Source organism: Curtobacterium sp. MCLR17_036 (genome assembly GCF_003234445.2).
Taxonomy (GTDB): Bacteria; Actinomycetota; Actinomycetes; order Actinomycetales; family Microbacteriaceae; genus Curtobacterium.
In genome coordinates this window covers 1,976,041-1,998,670 of record NZ_CP126269.1, presented here as the reverse complement: position 1 = coordinate 1,998,670, position 22,630 = coordinate 1,976,041, and the positions used below count along the sequence as shown (strand labels likewise).

General features: G+C 70.6%; 17 protein-coding genes. 14 read left to right on the top strand and 3 right to left on the bottom strand.

Annotated features, from left to right (window positions below; translation table 11 throughout):
• Nucleotides 1-178 precede the first annotated feature (178 nt).
• From DEI99_RS09440 to DEI99_RS09375, 14 genes are all read left to right on the top strand, one after another.
• The gene (locus tag DEI99_RS09440) at nucleotides 179-1,858 is read left to right on the top strand and encodes a DUF885 domain-containing protein (protein WP_111040503.1); all 1,680 of its coding nucleotides are present in this window, start codon (nucleotides 179-181) and stop codon (nucleotides 1,856-1,858) included.
• A gap of 158 nt (nucleotides 1,859-2,016) precedes the next feature.
• Nucleotides 2,017-3,474 (top strand): 30S ribosomal protein S1, encoded by a 1,458-nt coding sequence (rpsA, locus tag DEI99_RS09435; RefSeq protein WP_111040502.1) that lies wholly within the window; start codon nucleotides 2,017-2,019, stop codon nucleotides 3,472-3,474.
• Nucleotides 3,475-3,612: 138 nt separating this feature from the next.
• Entirely contained in the window at nucleotides 3,613-4,215 is a 603-nt protein-coding gene (coaE, locus tag DEI99_RS09430; protein ID WP_111040501.1) for a dephospho-CoA kinase, read from the top strand.
• A gap of 55 nt (nucleotides 4,216-4,270) precedes the next feature.
• The gene (gene uvrB, locus DEI99_RS09425; RefSeq protein WP_181434306.1) at nucleotides 4,271-6,355 is read left to right on the top strand and encodes an excinuclease ABC subunit UvrB; all 2,085 of its coding nucleotides are present in this window, start codon (nucleotides 4,271-4,273) and stop codon (nucleotides 6,353-6,355) included.
• The gene (locus DEI99_RS09420; protein WP_111040500.1) at nucleotides 6,345-7,259 is read left to right on the top strand and encodes an SDR family NAD(P)-dependent oxidoreductase; all 915 of its coding nucleotides are present in this window, start codon (nucleotides 6,345-6,347) and stop codon (nucleotides 7,257-7,259) included. The genes uvrB and DEI99_RS09420 overlap by 11 nt, the downstream gene beginning before the upstream one ends.
• A 48-nt stretch (nucleotides 7,260-7,307) precedes the next feature.
• Nucleotides 7,308-10,334: an excinuclease ABC subunit UvrA gene (uvrA, locus tag DEI99_RS09415; RefSeq protein ID WP_258369153.1), complete on the top strand. Its 3,027-nt coding sequence runs from the start codon at nucleotides 7,308-7,310 to the stop codon at nucleotides 10,332-10,334.
• A complete protein-coding gene (gene uvrC, locus DEI99_RS09410; protein WP_111040499.1) occupies nucleotides 10,335-12,458 on the top strand; it encodes an excinuclease ABC subunit UvrC in 2,124 nt (707 codons plus the stop codon).
• Nucleotides 12,459-12,621: 163 nt separating this feature from the next.
• Nucleotides 12,622-13,521: an RNase adapter RapZ gene (gene rapZ / locus DEI99_RS09405; protein ID WP_111040498.1), complete on the top strand. Its 900-nt coding sequence runs from the start codon at nucleotides 12,622-12,624 to the stop codon at nucleotides 13,519-13,521.
• A gap of 73 nt (nucleotides 13,522-13,594) precedes the next feature.
• Complete coding sequence (whiA, locus tag DEI99_RS09400; protein ID WP_071255661.1) at nucleotides 13,595-14,575, top strand: DNA-binding protein WhiA; 981 nt, start codon at nucleotides 13,595-13,597, stop codon at nucleotides 14,573-14,575.
• Between the two features lie 258 nt (nucleotides 14,576-14,833).
• A complete protein-coding gene (gene gap / locus DEI99_RS09395) occupies nucleotides 14,834-15,838 on the top strand; it encodes a type I glyceraldehyde-3-phosphate dehydrogenase (protein WP_111040497.1) in 1,005 nt (334 codons plus the stop codon).
• A gap of 3 nt (nucleotides 15,839-15,841) precedes the next feature.
• Complete coding sequence (locus tag DEI99_RS09390; RefSeq protein ID WP_111040496.1) at nucleotides 15,842-17,059, top strand: phosphoglycerate kinase; 1,218 nt, start codon at nucleotides 15,842-15,844, stop codon at nucleotides 17,057-17,059.
• Complete coding sequence (tpiA, locus tag DEI99_RS09385) at nucleotides 17,056-17,835, top strand: triose-phosphate isomerase (RefSeq protein ID WP_111040561.1); 780 nt, start codon at nucleotides 17,056-17,058, stop codon at nucleotides 17,833-17,835. The genes DEI99_RS09390 and tpiA overlap by 4 nt, the downstream gene beginning before the upstream one ends.
• Before the next feature lie 82 nt (nucleotides 17,836-17,917).
• On the top strand, nucleotides 17,918-18,169 hold the full coding sequence (secG, locus tag DEI99_RS09380) for a preprotein translocase subunit SecG (protein WP_017887256.1): 252 nt from the start codon (nucleotides 17,918-17,920) through the stop codon (nucleotides 18,167-18,169).
• 3 nt (nucleotides 18,170-18,172) lie between these two features.
• Nucleotides 18,173-18,538, top strand: a complete 366-nt coding sequence (locus DEI99_RS09375; protein WP_071255653.1) for an RNA polymerase-binding protein RbpA — start codon at nucleotides 18,173-18,175, stop codon at nucleotides 18,536-18,538.
• 706 nt (nucleotides 18,539-19,244) lie between these two features.
• On the opposite strand, the gene pgl is transcribed toward DEI99_RS09375, so the two are convergent.
• The 3 genes from pgl to zwf all read right to left on the bottom strand — a co-directional run bounded on the left by pgl (nucleotide 19,245) and on the right by zwf (nucleotide 22,613).
• The gene (gene pgl, locus DEI99_RS09370; RefSeq protein ID WP_071255650.1) at nucleotides 19,245-20,015 is read right to left on the bottom strand and encodes a 6-phosphogluconolactonase; all 771 of its coding nucleotides are present in this window, start codon (nucleotides 20,013-20,015) and stop codon (nucleotides 19,245-19,247) included.
• A gap of 118 nt (nucleotides 20,016-20,133) precedes the next feature.
• Nucleotides 20,134-21,078 carry a glucose-6-phosphate dehydrogenase assembly protein OpcA gene (locus DEI99_RS09365; RefSeq protein WP_071255648.1) on the bottom strand — a complete coding sequence of 315 codons (945 nt, stop codon included), beginning with the start codon at nucleotides 21,076-21,078 and terminating at the stop codon, nucleotides 20,134-20,136.
• Nucleotides 21,075-22,613, bottom strand: a complete 1,539-nt coding sequence (gene zwf / locus DEI99_RS09360) for a glucose-6-phosphate dehydrogenase (protein WP_071255644.1) — start codon at nucleotides 22,611-22,613, stop codon at nucleotides 21,075-21,077. The genes DEI99_RS09365 and zwf overlap by 4 nt, the downstream gene beginning before the upstream one ends.
• Nucleotides 22,614-22,630: the final 17 nt, after the last annotated feature.

Sequence of the window (22,630 nt, the reverse complement as noted above, 5' to 3'; positions counted from 1 at the left end):
GAGGCCCGGTGCCGGCTGGCACCGGGCCTCCCGTCCGTCCTGTGGTCGGTCTCTCCCATCGCATGCGGCGTGGGAAGCAGATCCGCGCGTGGGAGGGCGTCCGGCGCGACTGCCCACGCGCGGAACGGCCCACCATGCGCGGAAGTGCCGCGGCGGTGGCAGTCGGTAGGGTCGGGGCATGAGCGATGAACGACCCGTCCGCCAGCCGTCCGCCGTCGACCGCGTCGCCGAGGACTGGGTGACCACCCTCGTCGACCTCGACCCGATGACCGCCACGTACATCGGCGTCCCCGGACGCACGGGGGAGTACGGCGACACCTCGCCGGCCGGGGCCGACGCCGCGGCCGACGCCGCCCGTGCGGCCAAGCGCGCGCTCGACGCGGCGCCGGCGGTCGACGCGGTCGACGCGGTGACCAAGGCCGACCTCGGAGCCGAGCTCGACCTCGTGCTCGAGTCGCACGAGCGGAAGCTCCACCTGCGCGACCTCAACGTGATCGCGAGCCCGGCGCAGTCGGTGCGCGAGATCATCGACCTCATGCCGACCGCCACCGAGTCGGACTGGCAGGACGTCGCCGGTCGGCTGAACGCCCTGCCGGACGCGCTCGAGGGCATCCGCGAGACCCTGCTCCAGGGCACGCGCGAGGACGTCACCCCCGCCAAGCGCCAGGTCGCGCTCATCGCGGAGCAGGCCGCCCGGAACGGCGCCGAGGACGGCTTCTTCCGCCGCCTGGTCGACGGTGCCGCGTTCGACGACGGCGGCAGCGTGCCGGAGGCACTGCGGGCCGACCTCGAGCGCGGCGCCACCGTCGCGGCCGCTGCGTACCGGTCGTTCGGGCGGTTCCTCGAGCACGAGCTCCTGCCGCTCGCCACCCCGGTGGACGCGGTCGGGCGCGACGCCTACGAACTGCACTCCCGCCGCTTCCTCGGCGCCACCGTGGACCTCGACGAGACCTACGAGTGGGGACTCGAGGAACTCGCCCGGATGCGCGACGAGCAGGAGCGCATCGCGGACCGGATCGAGCCGGGCGCGAGCGTCGCCCGTGCGATCGAGGTCCTCGACGCCGACCCGTCCCGCGTCCTGCACGGCACCGAGGCGCTGCAGCGGTGGATGCAGGAGACGAGCGACGCCTCGATCGAGGCGATGGCCGGCACCTACTTCGACATCCCGGACCCGATCCGCCGCCTCGAGTGCCGGATCGCGCCGACGCAGGAGGGCGGCATCTACTACAGCGGCCCCTCCGACGACTTCTCGCGCGCCGGTCGCATGTGGTGGTCCGTCCCGCAGGGCGTCACCGAGTTCGGGACCTGGCGCGAGAAGACGACGGTGTACCACGAGGGCGTCCCCGGACACCACCTGCAGATCAGCCAGGGCGTCTACAACCGCGGCGAGCTGAACACGTGGCGTCGGCAGCTCGCCGGCTCGTCCGGGCACGTCGAGGGGTGGGCGCTCTACGCCGAGCGCCTCATGGAGCAGCTCGGCTTCCTCGACGACGACGGCGACCGGCTCGGCATGCTCGACGGCCAGCGGATGCGCGCCGCCCGTGTCGTGCTCGACATCGGCGTGCACCTGCAGAAGACGAACCCCGACGGCGGCGGCTGGACGTGGGAGTACGCCCTCGACTTCATGCGCGAGAACGTCAACATGGACGACGCGTTCGTCCGGTTCGAGGTCGCGCGGTACTTCGGCTGGCCCGGGCAGGCGCCGTCCTACAAGGTCGGCCAGCGGGTGTGGGAGTCGATCCGCGACGAGGTCGCCGCTCGCGAGGGCGCGGCCTTCGACCTGAAGGCCTTCCACCACCGCGCGCTGTCCCTCGGCAGCATCGGGCTGGACACCCTGCGGAGCGCCCTGGTCGGATGACGCGCCGGGTCCCCGCACGGTTGTGGGGCTTCCGCCGGTGCGGTTAGACTTGTGCGGCGCAATCCGCGTCAACACACCAATCGCCACGGCGGAGCACCACGGGGGCTGATCCCCCTCCCGCCACGGCCCGACTCATGTCCGTTCGGAGCAATCTCTACATGACAACCACTACGACCAAGGCTCCTAAGCAGGTCGCCATCAACGACATCGGTTCGGCTGATGACTTCCTGGCCGAGGTCGAGAAGACCCTGAAGTTCTTCAACGACGGTGATCTCATCTCCGGCACCGTCGTGAAGATCGACCGCGACGAGGTCCTCCTCGACGTCGGTTACAAGACCGAGGGCGTCATCCCCTCGCGCGAGCTCTCGATCAAGCACGACGTCGACCCCAACGAGGTCGTCGAGGTCGGCGACGAGGTCGAGGCCCTGGTCCTCCAGAAGGAGGACAAGGAAGGTCGCCTCATCCTGTCGAAGAAGCGCGCGCAGTACGAGCGTGCGTGGGGCGACGTCGAGAAGATCAAGGAGTCCGACGGCGTCGTGACCGGCACGGTCATCGAGGTCGTCAAGGGCGGCCTCATCGTCGACATCGGTCTCCGCGGCTTCCTCCCGGCATCGCTCATCGAGCTCCGCCGCGTCCGCGACCTCACGCCGTACCTCGGCCAGGAGATCGAGGCGAAGATCCTCGAGCTCGACAAGAACCGCAACAACGTGGTCCTGTCGCGCCGTGCGCTCCTCGAGCAGACGCAGTCCGAGTCCCGCACCACCTTCCTCAACAACCTCCACAAGGGCCAGGTCCGCAAGGGCATCGTGTCCTCGATCGTCAACTTCGGTGCGTTCGTGGACCTCGGTGGCGTCGACGGTCTCGTCCACGTCTCCGAGCTCAGCTGGAAGCACATCGAGCACGCCAGCGAGGTCGTCGAGGTCGGTCAGGAAGTCACCGTCGAGATCCTCGAGGTCGACCTGGACCGCGAGCGCGTGTCGCTCTCGCTCAAGGCGACCCAGGAGGACCCGTGGCAGGTCTTCGCCCGCACCCACGCGATCGGCCAGATCGCACCGGGCAAGGTCACGAAGCTCGTGCCGTTCGGTGCGTTCGTCCGTGTCGCCGACGGCATCGAGGGCCTCGTGCACATCTCGGAGCTCTCGAACAAGCACGTCGAGCTCGCCGAGCAGGTCGTCTCGGTCAACGACGAGGTCTTCGTCAAGATCATCGACATCGACCTCGACCGTCGCCGCATCTCGCTCAGCCTCAAGCAGGCGAACGAGGGCGTGGACCCGGAGGGCACCGAGTTCGACCCGGCGCTCTACGGCATGCCGACGGAGTACGACGAGAAGGGCGACTACAAGTACCCGGACGGCTTCGACCCGGAGACGAACGAGTGGCTCGAGGGCTACGACACCCAGCGCACCGAGTGGGAGGGCCAGTACGCGGCCGCCCAGTCGCGTTGGGAAGCCCACAAGGCGCAGGTCGCGAAGACCATCGCCGACGAGGCGCAGGGCGGCTTCGACCTGCCCGCCGCCGCGTCGTCGTCGTTCACGAGCGAGTCGAACAACGCCAGCCCGCTGGCTGACGACGCCTCGCTCGCGGCGCTCCGCGAGAAGCTCAGCTCGACCAACTGATCGAGCGGGTCACCCCGACCGGAAGCCCGGCACCCTCGTGGTGCCGGGCTTCCGGCGTTCCCGGGCACCTGCTCGGCGGGCGCCGTGTGCCGTGTGCCGTGAGCCGTGAGCGTCGGCGCCGGGTCGTAGCCTGGGTCGGTGCGCATCATCGGTCTCACGGGCGGCATCGCCGCGGGCAAGTCGACGGTCTCCCGACGCTGGGCCGAGCACGGGGCGGTCGTGGTCGATGCCGATCGTCTCGCCCGGCAGGCGGTCGAACCGGGGAGTCCCGGACTGGCCCGGGTCGCGGAACGGTTCGGGCCGGGCGTCATCGCCGAGGACGGGTCGCTCGACCGCCCCGCGCTCGGCGCGGTCGTGTTCGCCGACGCGGCGGCGCGGAAGGACCTCGAGGCGATCACCCACCCCGAGGTCTGGCGGCTCGCGCAGCAGGCGTTCGACGCGGCAGCTGCCGCCGACCCGGACGCCGTCGTCGTCTACGACGTCCCGCTGCTCGCCGAGGCGCGGGGTTCGCGCCCGATCCGCTTCGACGCCGTCGTGGTCGTGGACGCGCCCGCGGCGCAGCGCGTCGAGCGGCTCGTCACGCACCGGGGGATGGCCCGCGACGAGGCCGAGCGCCGGGTGGCCGCGCAGGCGAGCGACGAGGACCGACTCGCACTCGCCGACCACGTCGTCGACGCTACGGGGGACCTGGACCGCACCGTCCGGTCCGCCGACGAGGTCTGGGCCCGCCTCCTCGCCTGACGCCCGACGACCGGCGCGCGGGCACGTGTCAGTGGTGCCGACTACCGTTGGCGTCATGGGTGTTGCGATCGAACCGACCAGGGCGATACGGCCGTTCGAGGTCATCAGCGAGTACTCGCCGAGCGGTGACCAGCCGGCCGCGATCGCCGAGCTCGCCGGGCGCATCAACGCCGGTGAGACCGACGTCGTGCTCCTCGGTGCGACCGGTACCGGCAAGTCCGCGACGACGGCCTGGCTCATCGAGCAGGTCCAGCGCCCGACGCTGGTGCTCGCGCACAACAAGACGCTGGCGGCACAGCTCGCCAACGAGTTCCGCGGACTGCTCCCGAACAACGCGGTCGAGTACTTCGTGTCGTACTACGACTACTACCAGCCCGAGGCCTACGTCCCGCAGACGGACACCTTCATCGAGAAGGACTCGTCGGTGAACGCCGAGGTCGAACGGCTCCGGCACTCCACGACGAACTCGCTGCTCAGCCGCCGTGACACCGTGGTCGTCTCGACGGTGTCCTGCATCTACGGTCTCGGCACGCCCGAGCAGTACATCAACGCGTCCGTCGCCCTGCACGTCGGGCAGACGATCTCGCGCGACCAGCTCGTCCGCAAGTTCGTCGCGATGCAGTACCAGCGGAACGACGTCGACTTCGCCCGTGGCACCTTCCGGGTGCGCGGCGACACGATCGAGATCATCCCGATGTACGAAGAGCACGCGATCCGCATCGAGATGTTCGGTGACGAGATCGAAGCGCTCTCCTCGCTGCACCCGCTGACCGGCAGCGTGATCGACGACCTGCCTGCCGTGTCGATCTTCCCTGCGTCGCACTACGTCGCGGACACCGACGTCATGCACCGGGCGATCGGCGCCATCAAGGAAGAACTCGCCGAACGCCTCGCCGAGCTCGAAGGCCAGGGCAAGCTGCTCGAGGCCCAGCGGCTCCGGATGCGCACCACGTTCGACATCGAGATGATGGAGCAGATCGGGTTCTGCTCGGGCATCGAGAACTACTCGCGGCACATGGACGGCCGTGCCGCGGGCGAGGCCCCGCACTGCCTCATCGACTACTTCCCGGACGACTTCCTCATCGTCATCGACGAGTCGCACGTCACGGTCCCGCAGATCGGCGCGATGTACGAGGGCGACGCCTCGCGCAAGCGCACGCTCGTCGAGCACGGTTTCCGCCTGCCGAGCGCCCTCGACAACCGCCCGCTCACGTGGGAGGAGTTCCTCGATCGCGTGGGCCAGAAGGTCTACCTGTCCGCGACCCCCGGTCGCTACGAACTCGGCGTCACGGACAGCGTCGTCGAGCAGATCATCCGCCCGACGGGCCTGATCGACCCGGAGATCGTGGTGAAGCCGAGCGACGGCCAGATCGACGACCTGCTCGAGGAGATCAAGCAGCGCGTCGAGAAGGACGAGCGCGTGCTCGTCACCACGCTCACCAAGCGGATGGCCGAGGAGCTCACCGACTTCCTCGGCAACGCCGGCGTCCGGGTGCGCTACCTGCACTCCGACGTCGACACCCTGAAGCGCGTGGAGCTGCTCACCGAGCTGCGCCAGGGCGTGTACGACGTGCTCGTCGGCATCAACCTGCTGCGCGAGGGGCTCGACCTGCCCGAGGTGTCGCTCGTCGCGATCCTCGACGCCGACAAGGAGGGCTTCCTCCGCTCGTCGACCTCGCTCATCCAGACGATCGGTCGCGCGGCGCGCAACGTGTCGGGCCAGGTGCTCATGTACGCCGACAAGATGACCGACTCGATGAAGACGGCGATCGAGGAGACCGACCGCCGACGCGAGAAGCAGGTCGCCTACAACCTCGAGCGGGGGATCGACCCGCAGCCGCTCCGCAAGAAGATCGCGGACATCACCGAGGTCCTGCAGCGCGAGAACGACGACACCAAGGCGCTGCTGAACGGCCGCGGTGCCGCGGACGGGCGTCGATCGCCCACGCCGAACCTGCGCCGCGAGGGCATCGCGGGCGAGGGGGCGACCCAGCTCGAGGCCACGATCGCCGACCTGAACGACCAGATGCTGCAGGCGGCCGCCGAGCTGAAGTTCGAGCTCGCCGCCCGACTGCGCGACGAGGTCCAGGACCTGAAGAAGTCGCTGCGGCAGATGGAGTCGGCCGGTCATGTCCGCTGACACCGCCCGCCGCACCGTCGTCGTGACGGGGGCGAGCGCCGGCCTCGGGTACCACGCCGCCGAGCAGCTCGCCGCCGCCGGTCACCGGGTCGTCCTCGCGACGCGCGACCGCGAGCGCGGCGCGGCGGCGGAGCGCAGCATCCGTCGCCACGTGGCCGACGCCGACCTGGCGCACCTGCACCTCGACCTGGCCGACATCGAGAGCGTGCGCGCGGCCGTCGACGCCCTCGCCGACCTCGGGCCGGTGCACGCGCTGCTCAACAACGCCGGCGTGGTGGGTTCCGCGCAGCGGCGGGACACCGCCCAGGGGGTCGAGCTGCAGGTCGGGACGAACCACCTCGGCCACTTCGCCTTCACGGCGCTGGCGCTGCCCCTGCTCGACCAGGAGACCGGCCGCGTCGTGCACCTCGGGTCCATCGCGCACCGCTTCGCCACCCTCGACCGGCGCGACCCACTCGCGACCGGACGCTACGAGGGGCACCGGCAGTACGCCCGCAGCAAGATCGCGGTGATGCTCTTCGGCTTCGAGCTCGCGCAGCGGTTGGCCGACGCCGGGTCACGGGTCCTGAGCGTCGTCGCGCACCCCGGCCTGTCGCTCGACGCCGCGGCGCCGCCCCGTCCGGACATCGCGCCGACCCGGTCGGAGCCCGCCTGGATGCGCCTCGGCTCGGGCTGGGTCGCGCAGGGGAAGGACGTCGGCGCGCACCCGCTCGTGCACGCGGCCGTCGGTGCCGGTGTCCGTTCGGGCGAGTACTGGGGCCCCGGCGGGCCGTTCCAGTTCGCGGGCGCTCCCGCGCTCGTGCCGGCGCAGCCCCGGGCCCACGACCGGACCGAGGCGGCACGGCTGTGGACCGCGAGCGAGCGGGCGGCCGGGGTCGCGTTCGCTCTCGACGCAAGCGTCTGACCGCGACGCGCGGGCGGATGTCGGACCCACTTCGTAGAATCGTCGGCGATGACAATCACCTCTGACCGCGGCACTGCGACCCCCGGCCGGAACGCCTTCGGCGAGCCGACCGATCCCGACCTCCCCGGCGTGACGACGCCCACGAGCTCCACGACGCTCAGCGTCCGCGGCGCCCGGGTGCACAACCTGCGGAACGTCGACCTCGAGATCCCGCGCGACTCCCTCGTGGTGTTCACCGGGCTGTCCGGGTCGGGCAAGTCCTCGTTGGCCTTCGACACGATCTTCGCCGAGGGGCAGCGTCGCTACGTCGAGTCGCTCTCCGCGTACGCGCGCCAGTTCCTCGGCCAGGTCGATCGTCCCGACGTCGACTTCATCGAGGGACTGTCGCCCGCGGTCTCGATCGACCAGAAGTCGACGAACCGCAACCCGCGGTCGACGGTGGGCACGATCACCGAGGTCTACGACTACATGCGTCTGCTCTGGGCGCGCATCGGTGTGCCGCACTGCCCCACCTGCGGCGAGGTCATCAGCAAGCAGAGCGTGCAGCAGATCGCCGACCAGCTCATGGCCTTCGAGTCCGGCACCCGCTTCCAGGTGCTCGCGCCGGTCGTCTCGAAGAAGAAGGGCGAGTTCGTCGACCTCTTCCAGGAGCTCGCGGCGTCGGGGTACGCGCGTGCGATCGTCGACGGCGAGCGGATCCAGCTGAGCGACCCGCCGAAGCTGAAGAAGCAGGTCAAGCACGACATCTCGGTCATCGTCGACCGCCTGGTGGCGAGCGACGACATCCTCGGCCGCCTGACCGACTCCCTCGAGACCGCGCTGCGCCTGACGAACGGCACGGTGGGCATCGACCTCGTCGACCACGAGGGGCCCGGAGCCGTCCGGACGTACTCCGAGAACCTGTCCTGCCCGAACAACCACCCGCTGGCGCTCACCGAGATCGAGCCGCGCACCTTCTCGTTCAACGCACCCTTCGGCGCCTGCCCGGAGTGCTCCGGGCTCGGCACCCGCATGTCGGTCGACCCCGACCTGGTGCTCGGCGACCCCGAGGCCTCGCTGCGGTCCGGCGTGCTGCTGCCCTGGACCGGGACGAGCGGGCTGTACTCGTACTTCGAGAAGCTCCTCGCCGGTCTCGGCAAGGAGCTCGGGTTCGACCTCGACACCCCGTGGAACCGGCTCGACCCGTCGGTGCAGGCCGCGATCCTCACCGGCAAGGACTTCCAGGTGTCGGTGTCGTGGCGCAACCGCTTCGGCCGCGAGATGCGGTACACGAGCGGCTTCGAGGGCGTCATGCCGTACATCGAGCGCAAGTTCGCCGAGGCCGAGTCGGACTCGCAGCGGCAGCGCTTCCAGGGCTACCTGCGCGAGGTCCCGTGCCCGGTGTGCGACGGGACCCGCCTCAAGCCCGAGGTCCTCGCGGTGACGGTCGACGGCCGCAGCATTGCCGACGTGACCGACATGTCCCTCGACAACGCCTACGCGTTCATGGAGACGCTCGAGCTGACCGACCGCGAGGCGCACATCGCCGCGGCCGTCCTGCGCGAGATCCGTGCCCGCCTCGAGTTCCTGCTCGAGGTCGGTCTCAACTACCTGACCCTGGCGCGCGGCGCGGGCGGCCTCTCGGGTGGCGAGGCCCAGCGCATCCGCCTCGCGACGCAGATCGGCTCCGGCCTGACCGGCGTGCTCTACGTGCTCGACGAGCCGAGCATCGGCCTGCACCAGCGCGACAACCGTCGGCTCATCGACACGCTCGTCAAGCTCAAGGACCTCGGCAACACGCTCATCGTCGTCGAGCACGACGAGGACACCATCCGCACCGCCGACTGGGTCGTCGACATCGGTCCGGGCGCCGGCGTCAACGGCGGTCGCGTCGTGCACTCCGGCTCGTACGAGGGCATCATCGAGAACCGCGAGTCGGTCACCGGTGACTACCTGGCCGGACGGCGCGCGATCGAGGTCCCCGCCGAGCGGCGCAAGGTGAACCTCAAGCGCACGATCAGCGTCCAGGGCGCCCGTGCGAACAACCTCAAGACGATCGACGCCGACTTCCCGCTCGGGGTCTTCACGGCGGTCACCGGCGTGAGCGGCTCGGGCAAGTCCACCCTGGTCAACGACATCCTGTACAAGGTGCTCGCGAACCAGCTCAACGGCGCCCGGCACATTGCGGGCAAGCACACCCGCGTCAAGGGCGTGGACCAGCTCGACAAGGTCGTGCACGTCGACCAGGCGCCGATCGGCCGCACGCCGCGGTCGAACCCGGCGACGTACACGGGCGTGTTCGACCGCATCCGCCAGCTCTTCGCGGAGACCCCGGAGGCGAAGACCCGTGGCTACCAGCCCGGTCGCTTCAGCTTCAACGTCAAGGGCGGCCGCTGCGAGAACTGCTCGGGTGACGGCACGATCAAGATCGAGATGAACTTCCTGCCCGACGTCTACGTCGCGTGCGAGGTCTGCGGCGGCGCGCGGTACAACCGCGAGACGCTCCAGGTGCACTACAAGGGCAAGAGCATCTCCGAGGTCCTCGACATGCCCATCAGCGAGGCGGCCGAGTTCTTCGAGCCGATCTCCGCGATCCACCGCTACATGGCGACCCTGGTGGACGTCGGCCTCGGCTACGTGCGGCTCGGTCAGAGCGCCACGACGCTGTCCGGCGGCGAGGCGCAGCGCGTCAAGCTCGCGACGGAGCTGCAGCGCCGGTCGAACGGCCGCACGGTGTACGTGCTCGACGAGCCGACGACGGGTCTGCACTTCGAGGACGTCCGCAAGCTCCTCCTCGTGCTGCAGAGCCTGGTCGACAAGGGCAACACCGTCATCACGATCGAGCACAACCTCGACGTGATCAAGTCCGCCGACTGGGTCATCGACATGGGTCCCGAGGGCGGCGCCGGTGGCGGCACCGTGCTGGCCACGGGTACGCCCGAGCACGTCGCGGACGTCCCGGAGAGCCACACCGGCGTCTTCCTGCGCGAGATCTTCGACGCGCAGGACGCCCGGGTCGGCAAGCAGCAGGCCGTCGGGGCGCGCCAGGCGACCCAGAAGCAGGCGGGCTCGAAGCAGAAGGCGGGTGCTCGGTAGGTGGCGGACACCGTCCCGTGGCGCCCGAAGGCCGGCGAGATCCCGACCGACCCCGGCGTCTACCGTTGGCGCGACGAGGCCGGCCGGGTGTTGTACGTCGGCAAGGCGAAGAACCTCCGGGCCCGGCTGAGCAACTACTTCGCCCCGCTGCCCACGCTGCACGAGCGGACGCGGCGCATGGTCCTGACGGCTCGCAGTGTCGAGTGGACGACCGTCGGGTCCGAGATCGAGGCGCTCCAGCTCGAGTACACCTGGATCAAGGAGTTCGACCCGCCGTTCAACGTCAAGTTCCGGGACGACAAGTCGTACCCGTACATGGCGATCACCATGGCGGACGAGGCGCCCCGGGTGATGGTGACGCGCAACCGCAAGATCAAGGGGGCCAAGTACTTCGGGCCCTACCCGAAGATCTGGGCGGTGCACGACACCATCGACCTGATGATCAAGGTGTTCCCGATCCGCACGTGCTCGGACTCGTCCTACAAGCGGGCGATGCAGACCGGCAAGCCCTGCTTCCCCGGTCAGATCGGCAAGTGCGGCGGGCCGTGCTCCCAGAAGGTCAGCATCGAGGAGCACCGTGCGCTCGTCGAGGAGTTCGTCCGGTTCATGGGCAGCTACGACCGCCGGGTGATCACCGAACTGCGTCAGCGCATGGGCGCCTCGGCCGACGCCATGCAGTACGAGCAGGCCGCACGCTACCGCGACCAGGTCGGTGCGCTCGAGGCCGTGCTCGAGAAGTCCGCGGTCGTGCTCCGCGACTCCGTCGACCTCGACCTGTTCGGCATCTCGGAGGACGAGCTCGCCGCCGCGGTGCAGCTGTTCTCGGTCCGTGGCGGACGCATCCGCGGTGTGCGCGGCTGGGTCGTCGACAAGGAGCTCGACATCGCGACGGGGGAGCTCGTCGAGCAGATCGTGCAGGCCAACTACGTCACCGACGAGCCACCGCGCGAGGTCGTCGTCCCCGCCCTGCCGGAGGACGCCGACGCGCTGCAGCAGTGGCTCAGCGAGCGGCGCGGCGGTCGCGGCACGAAGCTCAGCACCGCGCAGCGCGGCGACCGGGCGGGACTCGCCCGCACCGCGGCGCAGAACGCCGCACAGGCGCTCATGCTCTACAAGACCAAGCGCTCCGCGGACTACACCACGCGGTCGGCGGCGCTGGCGGACATCCAGGACGCCCTCGGCATGACCGAGGCACCGCTCCGGATGGAGTGCTACGACATCTCGCACCTGCAGGGGACGAACGTCGTCGCCTCGATGGTCGTGTTCGAGGACGGCCTGCCCCGCAAGGACCAGTACCGCCGGTACACGATCGCGGAGACCACCGACGACACCGACAGCATGTACCAGGTCCTGTCGCGGCGGCTCGCCCGCCTCGACGAGGACGCCGAGCTGCCGGACGTCCCCGACGTCACGACGGACGAGGTCGTCGAGGGGTCGAAGCCGACGAAGCGCTTCGCGTACCGTCCACAGCTGCTCATCGTCGACGGCGGTCAGCCCCAGGTGCAGGCAGCGAAGCGTGCGATGGACGAGGCCGGTGTACACGACGTCGCCCTGGTCGGCATCGCGAAGCGCCTCGAGGAGCTCTGGCTGCCCGACGACGACTTCCCGGTGATCCTGCCGCGCAACTCCGAGGCCCTGTTCCTCATCCAGCGCATCCGTGACGAGGCGCACCGCTTCGCCATCACCCACCAGCGCACCCGGCGCAAGCGTGACGTCCGGTCGCGACTGTCCGAGATCCCGGGCCTCGGACCGACGCGGGTCAACGCGCTGCTCAAGCACTTCGGCTCGGTCGCGCGGCTGCGCGAGGCGACCGCCGAGCAGATCGGCGAGGTGAACGGCGTCGGCCCGGCCACCGCGGCCGCGGTCGTCGCGAAGCTGGCGCAGACCCCGACGAGTGCGGACGGTCCGACGAGCGCCGAGGCCCCGACGAGCGCGGACGGTCCGACGAGCGCGGACGCCCAGACGAGCGCCGGGGCCCCGACCAGCGCCGCCGTCCCCACCAGCGCCACGGTCCCGACGAGCGCCGAGGCGCCGTCGGGCCCACCCGTGGGCGGCGCGCCGTCCGCGTCCGGGCCGGTTCGGGTGCCGGACGTGACCGCCGACGGTCCGCAGCGACCGTCGTGACGTCCCACGAGCCTCCCGGGCCCCCGTCCGACGACCCGGGGGGATCCGTCACCGGAACCCGACGCCCCGCGTGGCCGGCCGTCGGCCGGACGGTAGCCTGGACCCGCAGCCGAGACCTCCCCGGGCGACGCGCCCGGGCCGCCACGACGGAGCCCACTCCCAGATGACCGACAGCGCCACCACGACGCCGCACGCGTCGCAACACGACATCCTCATCGTCACCGGCATGTCCGGGGCCGGGCGCTCGACGGTCGGCAAGGCCCTCGAGGACCTCGGCTGGTACGTGGTCGACAACCTGCCGACGCAGATGCTCGCCCCGCTCACCGAACTCGCGGACCGCGCGGGCGAGAAGATCCCGAAGATCGCCACGGTGGTCGACGTGCGCGGCGGGCGGTTCTTCACCGACCTCGAGCAGGCGGTCGAGCAGGTCCGCTCGAGCACGTCGGCGCGGGTCCGCGTGCTGTTCCTCGAGGCCACCGACGCCGTCCTCGTGCGTCGCTTCGAGCAGGTCCGCCGGCCGCACCCGCTGCAGGCCGAGGACACCCTGCTCGACGGCATCGCGCGGGAGCGCACCCGGCTCGCGGGGCTGCGCGAGGCCTCCGACATGGTCATCGACACCTCGCACCTGAACATCCACCAACTCGCGAACACCGTCACCGAGCAGTTCGCCGACGACCACTTCGTCGGCGTGCAGGTAACCCTGATGAGCTTCGGCTTCAAGTACGGGCTGCCCGCCGACGCCGACATGGTGGCGGACGTCCGGTTCCTGCCGAACCCCTACTGGGTCCCGGAACTGCGGGCCCACACGGGGCTCGACCGACCCGTCTCCGACTACGTGCTCGCCCAGTCCGGGGCCCGCCCGTTCGTCGACCGGTACGCCTCCGTGCTCGAGCCCGTGCTCGAGGGGTACCAGCGCGAGAACAAAAGACACGCTACGATCGCCATCGGCTGTACCGGCGGCAAGCACCGCTCGGTCGCCATCGTCGCCGAGTTGGCGAGTCTCCTCCGCGGGATGCCCAACGTCGCCGTGCGGGTGAAGAACCGAGATCTCGGCCGGGAGTGACCGTCCCTCCGGCCGCTCCCCACGCACGGGTGCCGGACCCGCGGGACCACCAGAAAACGTTAGGAATGATGCTGTGCCGTTGACTGCCGAGGTCAAGGACGAACTGGCCAGGGTCGCCGTGAGCCGCAACACGGTCCGCGCCGCCGAACTCGCCACGATCCTCCGGTTCGCGGGTGGCCTGCACGTCATCTCGGGGCGGATCGCGGTCGAGGTCGAGCTCGACACCCGGATCATCGTCCACCGGGTCCGCAAGGACCTCGCCGAGCTCTACGGCGTCCGCAGCGAGGCCTCCGTCGGCTCGTCGGCGTCCGCCCGTCGGGGCACCCGCTACCTGGTCCGCGTGCTCGAGGCGGGGGAGACCCTCGCGCGCCAGACCGGTCTGATGGACGCCCGTCGCCGCCCCGTCCGCGGGCTGCCGAACCGGCTCACGACCGGCAACCGCGAGGACCTCGCCGCCATCTGGCGTGGCGCATTCCTGGCGTCCGGCACCCTGACCGACCCGGGTCGAGCCGCGGCGCTCGAGGTCACGTGCCCGGGCAACGAGGCCGCGATGGCGCTCGTCGGCGCAGCCTCGCGGCTCGGCGTCGCCGCGAAGGGCCGCGAGGTCCGCGGCGTGCACCGCGTGGTCGTCCGCGACGGCGAGGCCATCGGGCAGATGCTCACGGTGATGGGTGCCGCGCGCACCACCGCCGACTGGGAGGAGATGCGCCAGCGCCGCGAGGTCCGCGCGACCGCGAACCGCCTGGTCAACTTCGACGACGCGAACCTGCGTCGCTCGGCCCAGGCCGCCGTCGCCGCCTGCGCCCGCGTCGAGCGCGCCCTCGAGATCCTCGGCGACGAGGTCCCGGACCACCTGCAGTACGCCGGCACGCTGCGCCTGCAGCACCGCGACGCCTCGCTCGACGAGCTCGGCCAGCACGCCGACCCGCCCATGACGAAGGACGCCATCGCCGGCCGCATCCGCCGCCTGCTCGCGATGGCCGACAAGCGTGCGTCGGACCTCGGCATCCCGGGCACCGAAGCGAGCGTCCCCGAGGAGCTCGAGGGGGCCTGAGCGACGGTCGTGACGACGTTCCGGACGGGAGGCGCGGTGCCGGCTGGCACCGCGCCTCCCGTCCGTTTCCCGGTGCGTCCGGGGCGTCGGTCGCGACCGTCCGGACGGAGCGTCATCCAGCGCGGTCGCGCAGTGTCCGACTGCTAGGGTCGTTACGGCGACGTTACGGGGCGTATCGTCCACCACACGCGGGCCCGCCAGGGCGCGCGCCTCCGAAAGCAGCGCCCCCCGGGCGCTCCACACCCACCAGGAGATCCATTGACCGTCAAGATCGGTATCAACGGCTTCGGCCGCATCGGCCGTAACTTCTTCCGGGCCGCCCTCGCCAAGGGCTCCGACCTCGAGATCGTGGCGGTGAACGACCTCACCGACAACGCCGCACTGGCGAACCTGCTGAAGTTCGACTCCGTCACGGGTCGTCTCGGCGTCTCCGTCGAGCTCGACGGCGACAGCATCGTCGTCGACGGCAAGCCGATCAAGGTCCTGGCCGAGCGCGACCCCGCCAGCCTGCCCTGGGGCGAGCTGGGCGTCGACATCGTCATCGAGTCGACCGGCTTCTTCACCAAGGCCGCCGATGCGCAGAAGCACATCGACGCGGGTGCCAAGAAGGTCATCATCTCCGCCCCGGCCACCGGTGACGACGTCACCGTCGTGCTCGGCGTGAACGAGGACCAGTACGACCCGGCGAACCACCACATCATCTCGAACGCGTCGTGCACCACGAACAGCCTCGCGCCGCTCGCCAAGGTCTTCAACGACAAGTTCGGCATCGAGCGTGGCCTCATGACCACGGTCCACGCGTACACCGCCGACCAGAACCTGCAGGACGGCCCGCACAAGGACCCCCGTCGTGCCCGCGCCGCCGCGCTGAACATCGTGCCGACCTCGACCGGTGCCGCCAAGGCCATCGGCCAGGTCATGCCGGAGCTCGCCGGCAAGCTCGACGGCTTCGCGCTCCGCGTGCCGGTCCCGACCGGTTCGATCACCGACCTCACCCTCGAGACCAAGTCCGAGGTCACCGTCGACGAGATCAACGCCGCCTACAAGGAGGCCGCAGAGGGCCCGCTCAAGGGCATCCTGCTCTACAGCGAGGACCCGCTGGTGTCGACCGACATCACGACGGACCCGCACTCCTCGATCTACGACTCCGGCCTGACCAAGGTCATCGGCGGCCTCGTGAAGATCACCTCGTGGTACGACAACGAGTGGGGCTACTCGAACCGCCTCGTCGACCTGACCGAGTACGTCGGCGAGCGTCTGTAACACATGGCCCTCCGCACCCTCGAGGACCTCGGCGACCTCGCCGGCAAGCGCGTCGTCGTCCGTTGTGACCTGAACGTCCCGCTCAAGGACGGCACGATCACGGACGACGGCCGCGTCCGCGCGTCGTTGAGCACCCTGAACACGCTGATCACCGCCGGCGCTCGCGTCATCGTGATCTCCCACCTGGGCCGCCCCGACGGGAAGCCCGCGCAGGAGTTCTCGCTCGCGCCGGTCGGTCAGCGGCTGTCCGAGCTGCTCGGCAAGCCGGTCACGTTCGTCGGCGAGACCGTCGGCGACGAGGCCACCGCTGCCGCCGAGGCCCTCGAGGACGGCGACGTCCTGCTGCTCGAGAACCTCCGCTTCAACCCGGAGGAGACCTCGAAGGACGCCGACGCCCGCCGGGCGTTCGCGGAACGCATCGCCGCCCTCGGCGACGCGTTCGTCTCCGACGGGTTCGGCGTCGTGCACCGCAAGCAGGCGTCGGTCTACGAGCTCGCGTCGGCGCTGCCGTCCGCGGCCGGCTCGCTCATCGAGACCGAGCTCGGCGTGCTCGAGCGACTGACCACCTCACCGGAGCGGCCCTACACGGTCGTGCTCGGCGGGTCGAAGGTCAGCGACAAGCTCGGCGTCATCGACCACCTCCTGCCGCAGGTCGACACCCTGTGCATCGGTGGCGGCATGCTCTTCACGTTCCTCGCGGCCCAGGGCCACGGGGTCGCGAAGTCCCTGCTCGAGGCGGACCAGCTCGACGTCGTCCGCGAGTACCTCTCACGGGCGAAGGGGCTCGGCGTGACGATCGACCTGCCGACGGACGTCGTCGTGGCCTCCGGGTTCGCGGCCGACGCGTCGCACGAGACCGTCGCCGCGGACGCGATCGAGTCGTCGTCCTTCGGGGCGGACGGCATCGGCCTCGACATCGGTCCGGAGACGGCGGCGCGGTTCGCGTCCGCGGTCTCCGCGTCGAAGACCGTGTTCTGGAACGGCCCGATGGGCGTGTTCGAGTTCCCGGCCTTCGCTGCTGGCACGAAGACGGTCGCGCAGGCCCTGACCGAGGTCGACGGCCTCGGCGTGGTCGGCGGCGGCGACTCCGCCGCGGCCGTGCGGTCGCTCGGGTTCTCCGACGACCAGTTCGGGCACATCTCCACCGGCGGTGGGGCGAGCCTCGAGTTCCTCGAGGGCAAGTCGCTCCCCGGCCTCGAGGCTCTGGGGTGGTCGCGATGAGCCGCACGCCCCTGATCGCGGGAAACTGGAAGATGAACCTGGACCACCTCCAGGCCATCGCCACCGTGCAGAAGCTCGCGTGGACGCTGAAGGACGCACGCCACGACCACGACGACGTCGAGGTCGCGGTGTTCCCGCCCTTCACCGACCTGCGCAGCGTGCAGACGCTCATCTCGGCCGACAAGCTGTCGATCCGCTTCGGTGCGCAGGACCTCTCGCAGCACGACTCCGGTGCCTACACCGGCGACGTGTCGGGAGCCTTCCTCGCCGCGCTCGACGCCCAGTACGTCATCGTCGGGCACTCCGAACGGCGCACGATGCACGGCGAGACCGACGAGGTCGTCGCCGCGAAGGCCGCGGCGGCCGTCAAGCACGGCCTGGTCCCCGTGGTGTGCGTCGGTGAGACCGGTGCGCAGCGCGAGGAGCGCGGCGCCGGCGTCGTCCCCGTCGAGCAGCTCCGTGTCGTGCTCGACGCGGTGCAGCCGGCCGAGATCGTCGTCGCCTACGAGCCCGTCTGGGCGATCGGCTCCGGCCAGGCCGCCACGGCCGAGCAGGCGCAGGACGAGTGCGCGGCGATCCGTCGCGGCATCGCCGACGTCTGGGGCGAGCAGGCCGCAGCGGACACCCGCGTGCTCTACGGGGGATCGGTCAAGTCCGGCAACATCGCCGGGTTCCTCCGCGAGCCGGACATCGACGGTGCCCTCGTCGGCGGCGCGTCCCTCGACGTGCAGGAGTTCGCGGCCATCGCACGCTTCCGCCAGCACGTCGGGCTGTAGTCCGCACCACTCCCGTCCAGGTACCGGCCGTGCTCCGCGCGGCCGGTACACTGGTACGGCTGACTGACACGAAAGGTACGTCGTGGCGATACTCTCCGTCGTGCTGCAGGTCCTGCTCGCAATCACGAGCCTCCTGCTCACGCTCCTCATCCTGCTGCACAAGGGCCGCGGTGGCGGCCTCTCCGACATGTTCGGTGGCGGTGTGACGAGCAACCTCGGTGCCTCCGGCGTGGCCGAGCGCAACCTCAACCGCATCACGGTGATCCTCGGTCTGGTCTGGATCGTCAGCATCATCGTGCTCGGTCTCATCAACAAGTTCACGGCGGGGGTCTGATCCATGGCTAGCGGAGGCAGTGCAATCCGAGGGTCCCGCGTCGGCGCCGGCCCGATGGGTGAGCAGGACCGCGGGGTCCAGGCAGAGCGTGTGGCGATCTCCTACTGGGACGCCCTCGGCAACGAGGTCGTCCGGTACTTCGCCGCGAACCTCCCCGACGAGGAGATCCCCGAGACGGTCGACTCGCCGTCCACCGGACTCCCGGCCGGTCGCGACAAGGAGAACCCGCCCGTGGTCTCCAAGACCGAGCCCTACAAGACGCACCTCGCGTACGTGAAGGAACGCCGCACCGAGGAAGAGGCAGCGCAGCTCCTCGAGGACGCGCTCCAGCAGCTCCGCGAGCGTCGCGGCACCGCGAAGAAGGACTAGCGCACCGAGCGCGACGAAGGCCCCCGAACCGATCCGGTCCGGGGGCCTTCGTGCGTCTGGTGCTGCGTGGGCTCGTCCCGTCGGGGGCTGTGCCTCGAGGGTGCGCGTCGTGGCGTCGTGGCGTCGTGGCGTCGTGGCGTCGTGGCGTCGTGGCGTCGTGGCGTCGTGGCGTCGTGGCGTCCTGGCGCCTCGGCCGTCGGGCCCGGGCGAGCTGGCGCGGACGCGCAGGCGCAGCGCCGGCACCGGCACCCGCGCGGGCACCGACACCCGCGCGGGCTTCAGCCTCCCGAGTGCTCACGACATGCCGCACGCCGGACGCCGAGTGTGCACGACCCGTCGCTCGGCGCGGAGTCGGGCGACACGTTGTGCACTCTCGCCGTCCCCGGTGTCGCTTCGGTGCGCACGGGGGTCGGGGTGTGGCTCGAGCGCGCAGCTTCGAAGTCGCTCGACCCGGATCGCCGAGTGGGCACGACATGCCGCGTCGTCGATGCCGGGGGTGCAGGAATTGCCGCTCGGCGCGAGGACAGGCGACACCTCGTGCGACCTCGGCGGCACGCGGACGGCGCGTCGTGACCACTCGGCGCCGACGCACCCCCGTGTGCCCCGTCACCCCGGCCGACGACCCCGGCCCGAGGCGCCCAGCGCCAGGACGCACGAGACCCGGTGCCGATCGGCACCGGGTCTCGTGGTCGTCAGGACGACAGGGCTAGTACGTCGACGCGATGAGGTTCTCGGGGACGTCGCGGGCGGCGTCCTGGTCGACGAAGAACACCGTGCGCTTCCGACCCTGCACGCCGCCGACCGGGACCTCGTCCACGGCGGCACCGGCCAGGGCGAGCCCGAGGACGGAGGCCTTCTCGGCACCGGACAGGATGACCCACACCCGCTGCGACGCGTTGATCACCGGGAAGGTGACGGTCAGGCGCTGCGGCGGCGGCTTGGGGGAGTCGTCGACGGACACGACGGCGCGGTCCTTCACCGCGAGCTGCGGGAACTCGGGGAAGAGGGAGGCCGTGTGGCCGTCGGGGCCGACGCCGAGCAGGGTGATGTCGAACCGGGGTGCGACGGCACCCTCCGGGGCGGCGTCCTGCAGCTCGCGCTCGTACTGCGCTGCGGCCTCGTCGATGGAGAGTCCGGCGTCCGAGGTGGCCATCGGGTGGATGTTCGCCTCGGGGATGTCGACGTGGTCGAAGAAGTCGGTCTGCGTCCCGGTGGTGTTCCGGTCCGCGTCACCCGCGGGCACCCAGCGTTCGTCGACCCACCACACGTGGACCTTGGACCAGTCGACGCTCTCGTGCGCCGGCGACTGCGCGATCGCCGCGAGCACCAGCGACGACACCGAGCCACCGCTGATGGCGATGTCGGCGCGCTCCTGCTCGTCGAGCACGTCGATGATCTTCGTGATGAAGCGTGCGGCGACCGAAGCGCCGAGGGCCTGCTTGTCCGGGTGCACGAGCACCCGCCGTTCGTTGGTCACATGACTCCCGTGTTCGTGGCGGCCGACCGGTCGGGCGACGGCCTTCGGTCCGACCGGCCCTCCGGCCGTCGCCCGTGGTGTGCGGGCGACGGCCGGTCGGGACGGCCGTGTGGGGTGCTCAGCGGGCGATGGTCTCGCGCAGCTGGGCGACCCCGTGCTTGACGACGTCTCCGAAGAGGACGTCCGGGTCGAGTCTACGGAGTTCCTCGGCCAGGCAGTCGCGCAGGTTGCGGCGTGGCAGCGACAGGTCGTGCGTCGGCTGTCCGGGCATCGAGAGCGTCGCGACGTCCACCAGGGACCGTTCGAGGTCGATGGTGCCGGACTCGCGCACCAGCTTGACGCCGTGGATGCCGCTCGATCCGGTCGCACGGGGCGACGTCACGACCGACACCGGCACCTGGAGCTGCAGCTGCAGCCAGGCCGCGAGCAGGATCGTCGACGGGCTGTCGAACGCGCCGCTGACCTCGACCGCGGTGATCGGTTCGTACGGCGGCTGGTCGAGCGCCGCGGCCAGCTGGTTCCGCCACAGGGTCAGGCGGGTCCACGCGAAGTCGGTGTCGCCCGGAACGTACGAGGCGCCGAGCGCCTCGATCGCCCCGTTCGGGTCCTTCTGCGCCGCGGCGTCGGTGATCCGGCGCTGGGCGATGCGGCCGAGCGCCGAGGCGGCCGGCTGCTCCGGGGCAGTCTGCGGCCACCAGGCCACGACGGGGGCGTCCGGCAGGAGCAGGCCGGTGACCAGGCTCTCCTCGTCGGTCGCGGTCTCGCCGTAGGCGCGCAGCACGATGACCTCGCTGGCGCCCGCGTCGCTGCCGACACGGATCTGCGCGTCGAGGCGCCCGGGCGACTTCGTGTCCCCGTCGTTCTTCGACACGATGATGACGCGCATCGGGTGCTCACGGGACGCCTCGTTCGCGGCCTCGATCGCCTCTTCCTCGTGGCCCAGGGCCGTCGAGATGATGAGGGTCAGGACGCGTCCGAGTGCGACGGCGCCGCCCTCCTCGCGGATGTGGACGAGCTTCTTCTGGATCTTCGAGACCGTGGTGTTCGGCATGTCGATCTTCATGGACGCCTCCAGGTCCGGCCGTCGCGGGCGAGCAGGGCGTCGGCGGATGCCGGACCCCACGTGCCGGGACGGTACTGCTCGGGCTGGCCCTGCGTGGCCCAGAACTCCTCGATCGGGTCGAGGATCTTCCAGGACAGCTCGACCTCCTGGTGCCGCGGGAACAGCGGCGGGTCGCCGAGGAGCACGTCGAGGATGAGTCGCTCGTACGCCTCGGGGGATGCCTCGGTGAACGCGTGGCCGTAGCCGAAGTCCATCGTCACGTCGCGCACCTGGGTGCCGACGCCGGGGACCTTCGAGCCGAAGCGGAGCGTGACGCCCTCGTCCGGCTGCACACGGATGACGAGCGCGTTCTGTCCGAGGGGCGACTGGCTGTTGCCGTAGACGTCCTCGGGGACGCGCTTGAACACGATGGCGATCTCGGTGACGCGGCGGCCGAGTCGCTTGCCGGCACGCAGGTAGAACGGGACGCCCTGCCAGCGACGGGTCGCGATGTCGAGCTTGATCGCCGCGTACGTCTCGGTGCCGGACTGCGGGTCCATGCCCGCCTCGTCGAGGAAGCCGAGCACCTTCTCGCCGCCCTGCCAGCCGCCGGCGTACTGCCCGCGGGCGGTGGCGGTCGACAGGTCCTCGGGCAGGCGCACGGCGGAGAGCACCTTCTCCTTCTCAGCACGCAGGTCGGCGGCCTTGAACGAGACGGGCTCCTCCATCGCGGTGAGCGCGAGGAGCTGCAGCAGGTGGTTCTGGATGACGTCGCGCGCTGCGCCGATGCCGTCGTAGTAGGCGGCGCGTCCGGCGACGCCGATGTCCTCGGCCATCGTGATCTGGACGTGGTCGACGTAGTTCGAGTTCCAGATGGGTTCGTACATCTGGTTCGCGAAGCGGAGCGTCAGCAGGTTCTGGACGGTCTCCTTGCCGAGGTAGTGGTCGATGCGGAACACGTCGTCGGGGGCGAAGACGCTCTCGACGATCGCGTTCAGCTCGCGCGCGGTGCGGAGGTCGGAGCCGAACGGCTTCTCGACGACCACGCGGCTCCAGGAGCCGTCGCGCTTCTCGGTCAGGCCGGACAGCTTGAGCTGTTCGGTGACGACCGGGAACATCTTCGGCGGGATCGACAGGTAGAACGCGTGGTTGCCCAGCGTCCCGCGCTCGGCGTCGAGGTCGTCGACGGTCCGCTTGAGTTCGCGGAACGCCTCGGGGTCGTCGAACGAGCCCTGCACGAAGCGGATGCCCTGTTCGAGCTGACGCCAGACGTCCTCGTCGAACGGGGTGCGGGAGTGTTCCTTGACCGCGTCGTGCACGAGCTGGGAGAAGTCCTGGTCCTCCCAGTCGCGTCGGGCGAAGCCGACGAGCGCGAAGCCCGGGGGCAGCAGCCCCCGGTTGGCCAGGTCGTAGACCGCGGGCATCAGCTTCTTGCGGGACAGGTCGCCCGTCACGCCGAAGATGATGAGCGTGCTCGGTCCCGCGATCCGGTTCAGTCGACGATCCGTGGGCAGTCGGAGCGGGTTGTGCTCCGGAGTGACAGCCACCGGTGACATGAGTCGGTGAACTCCTT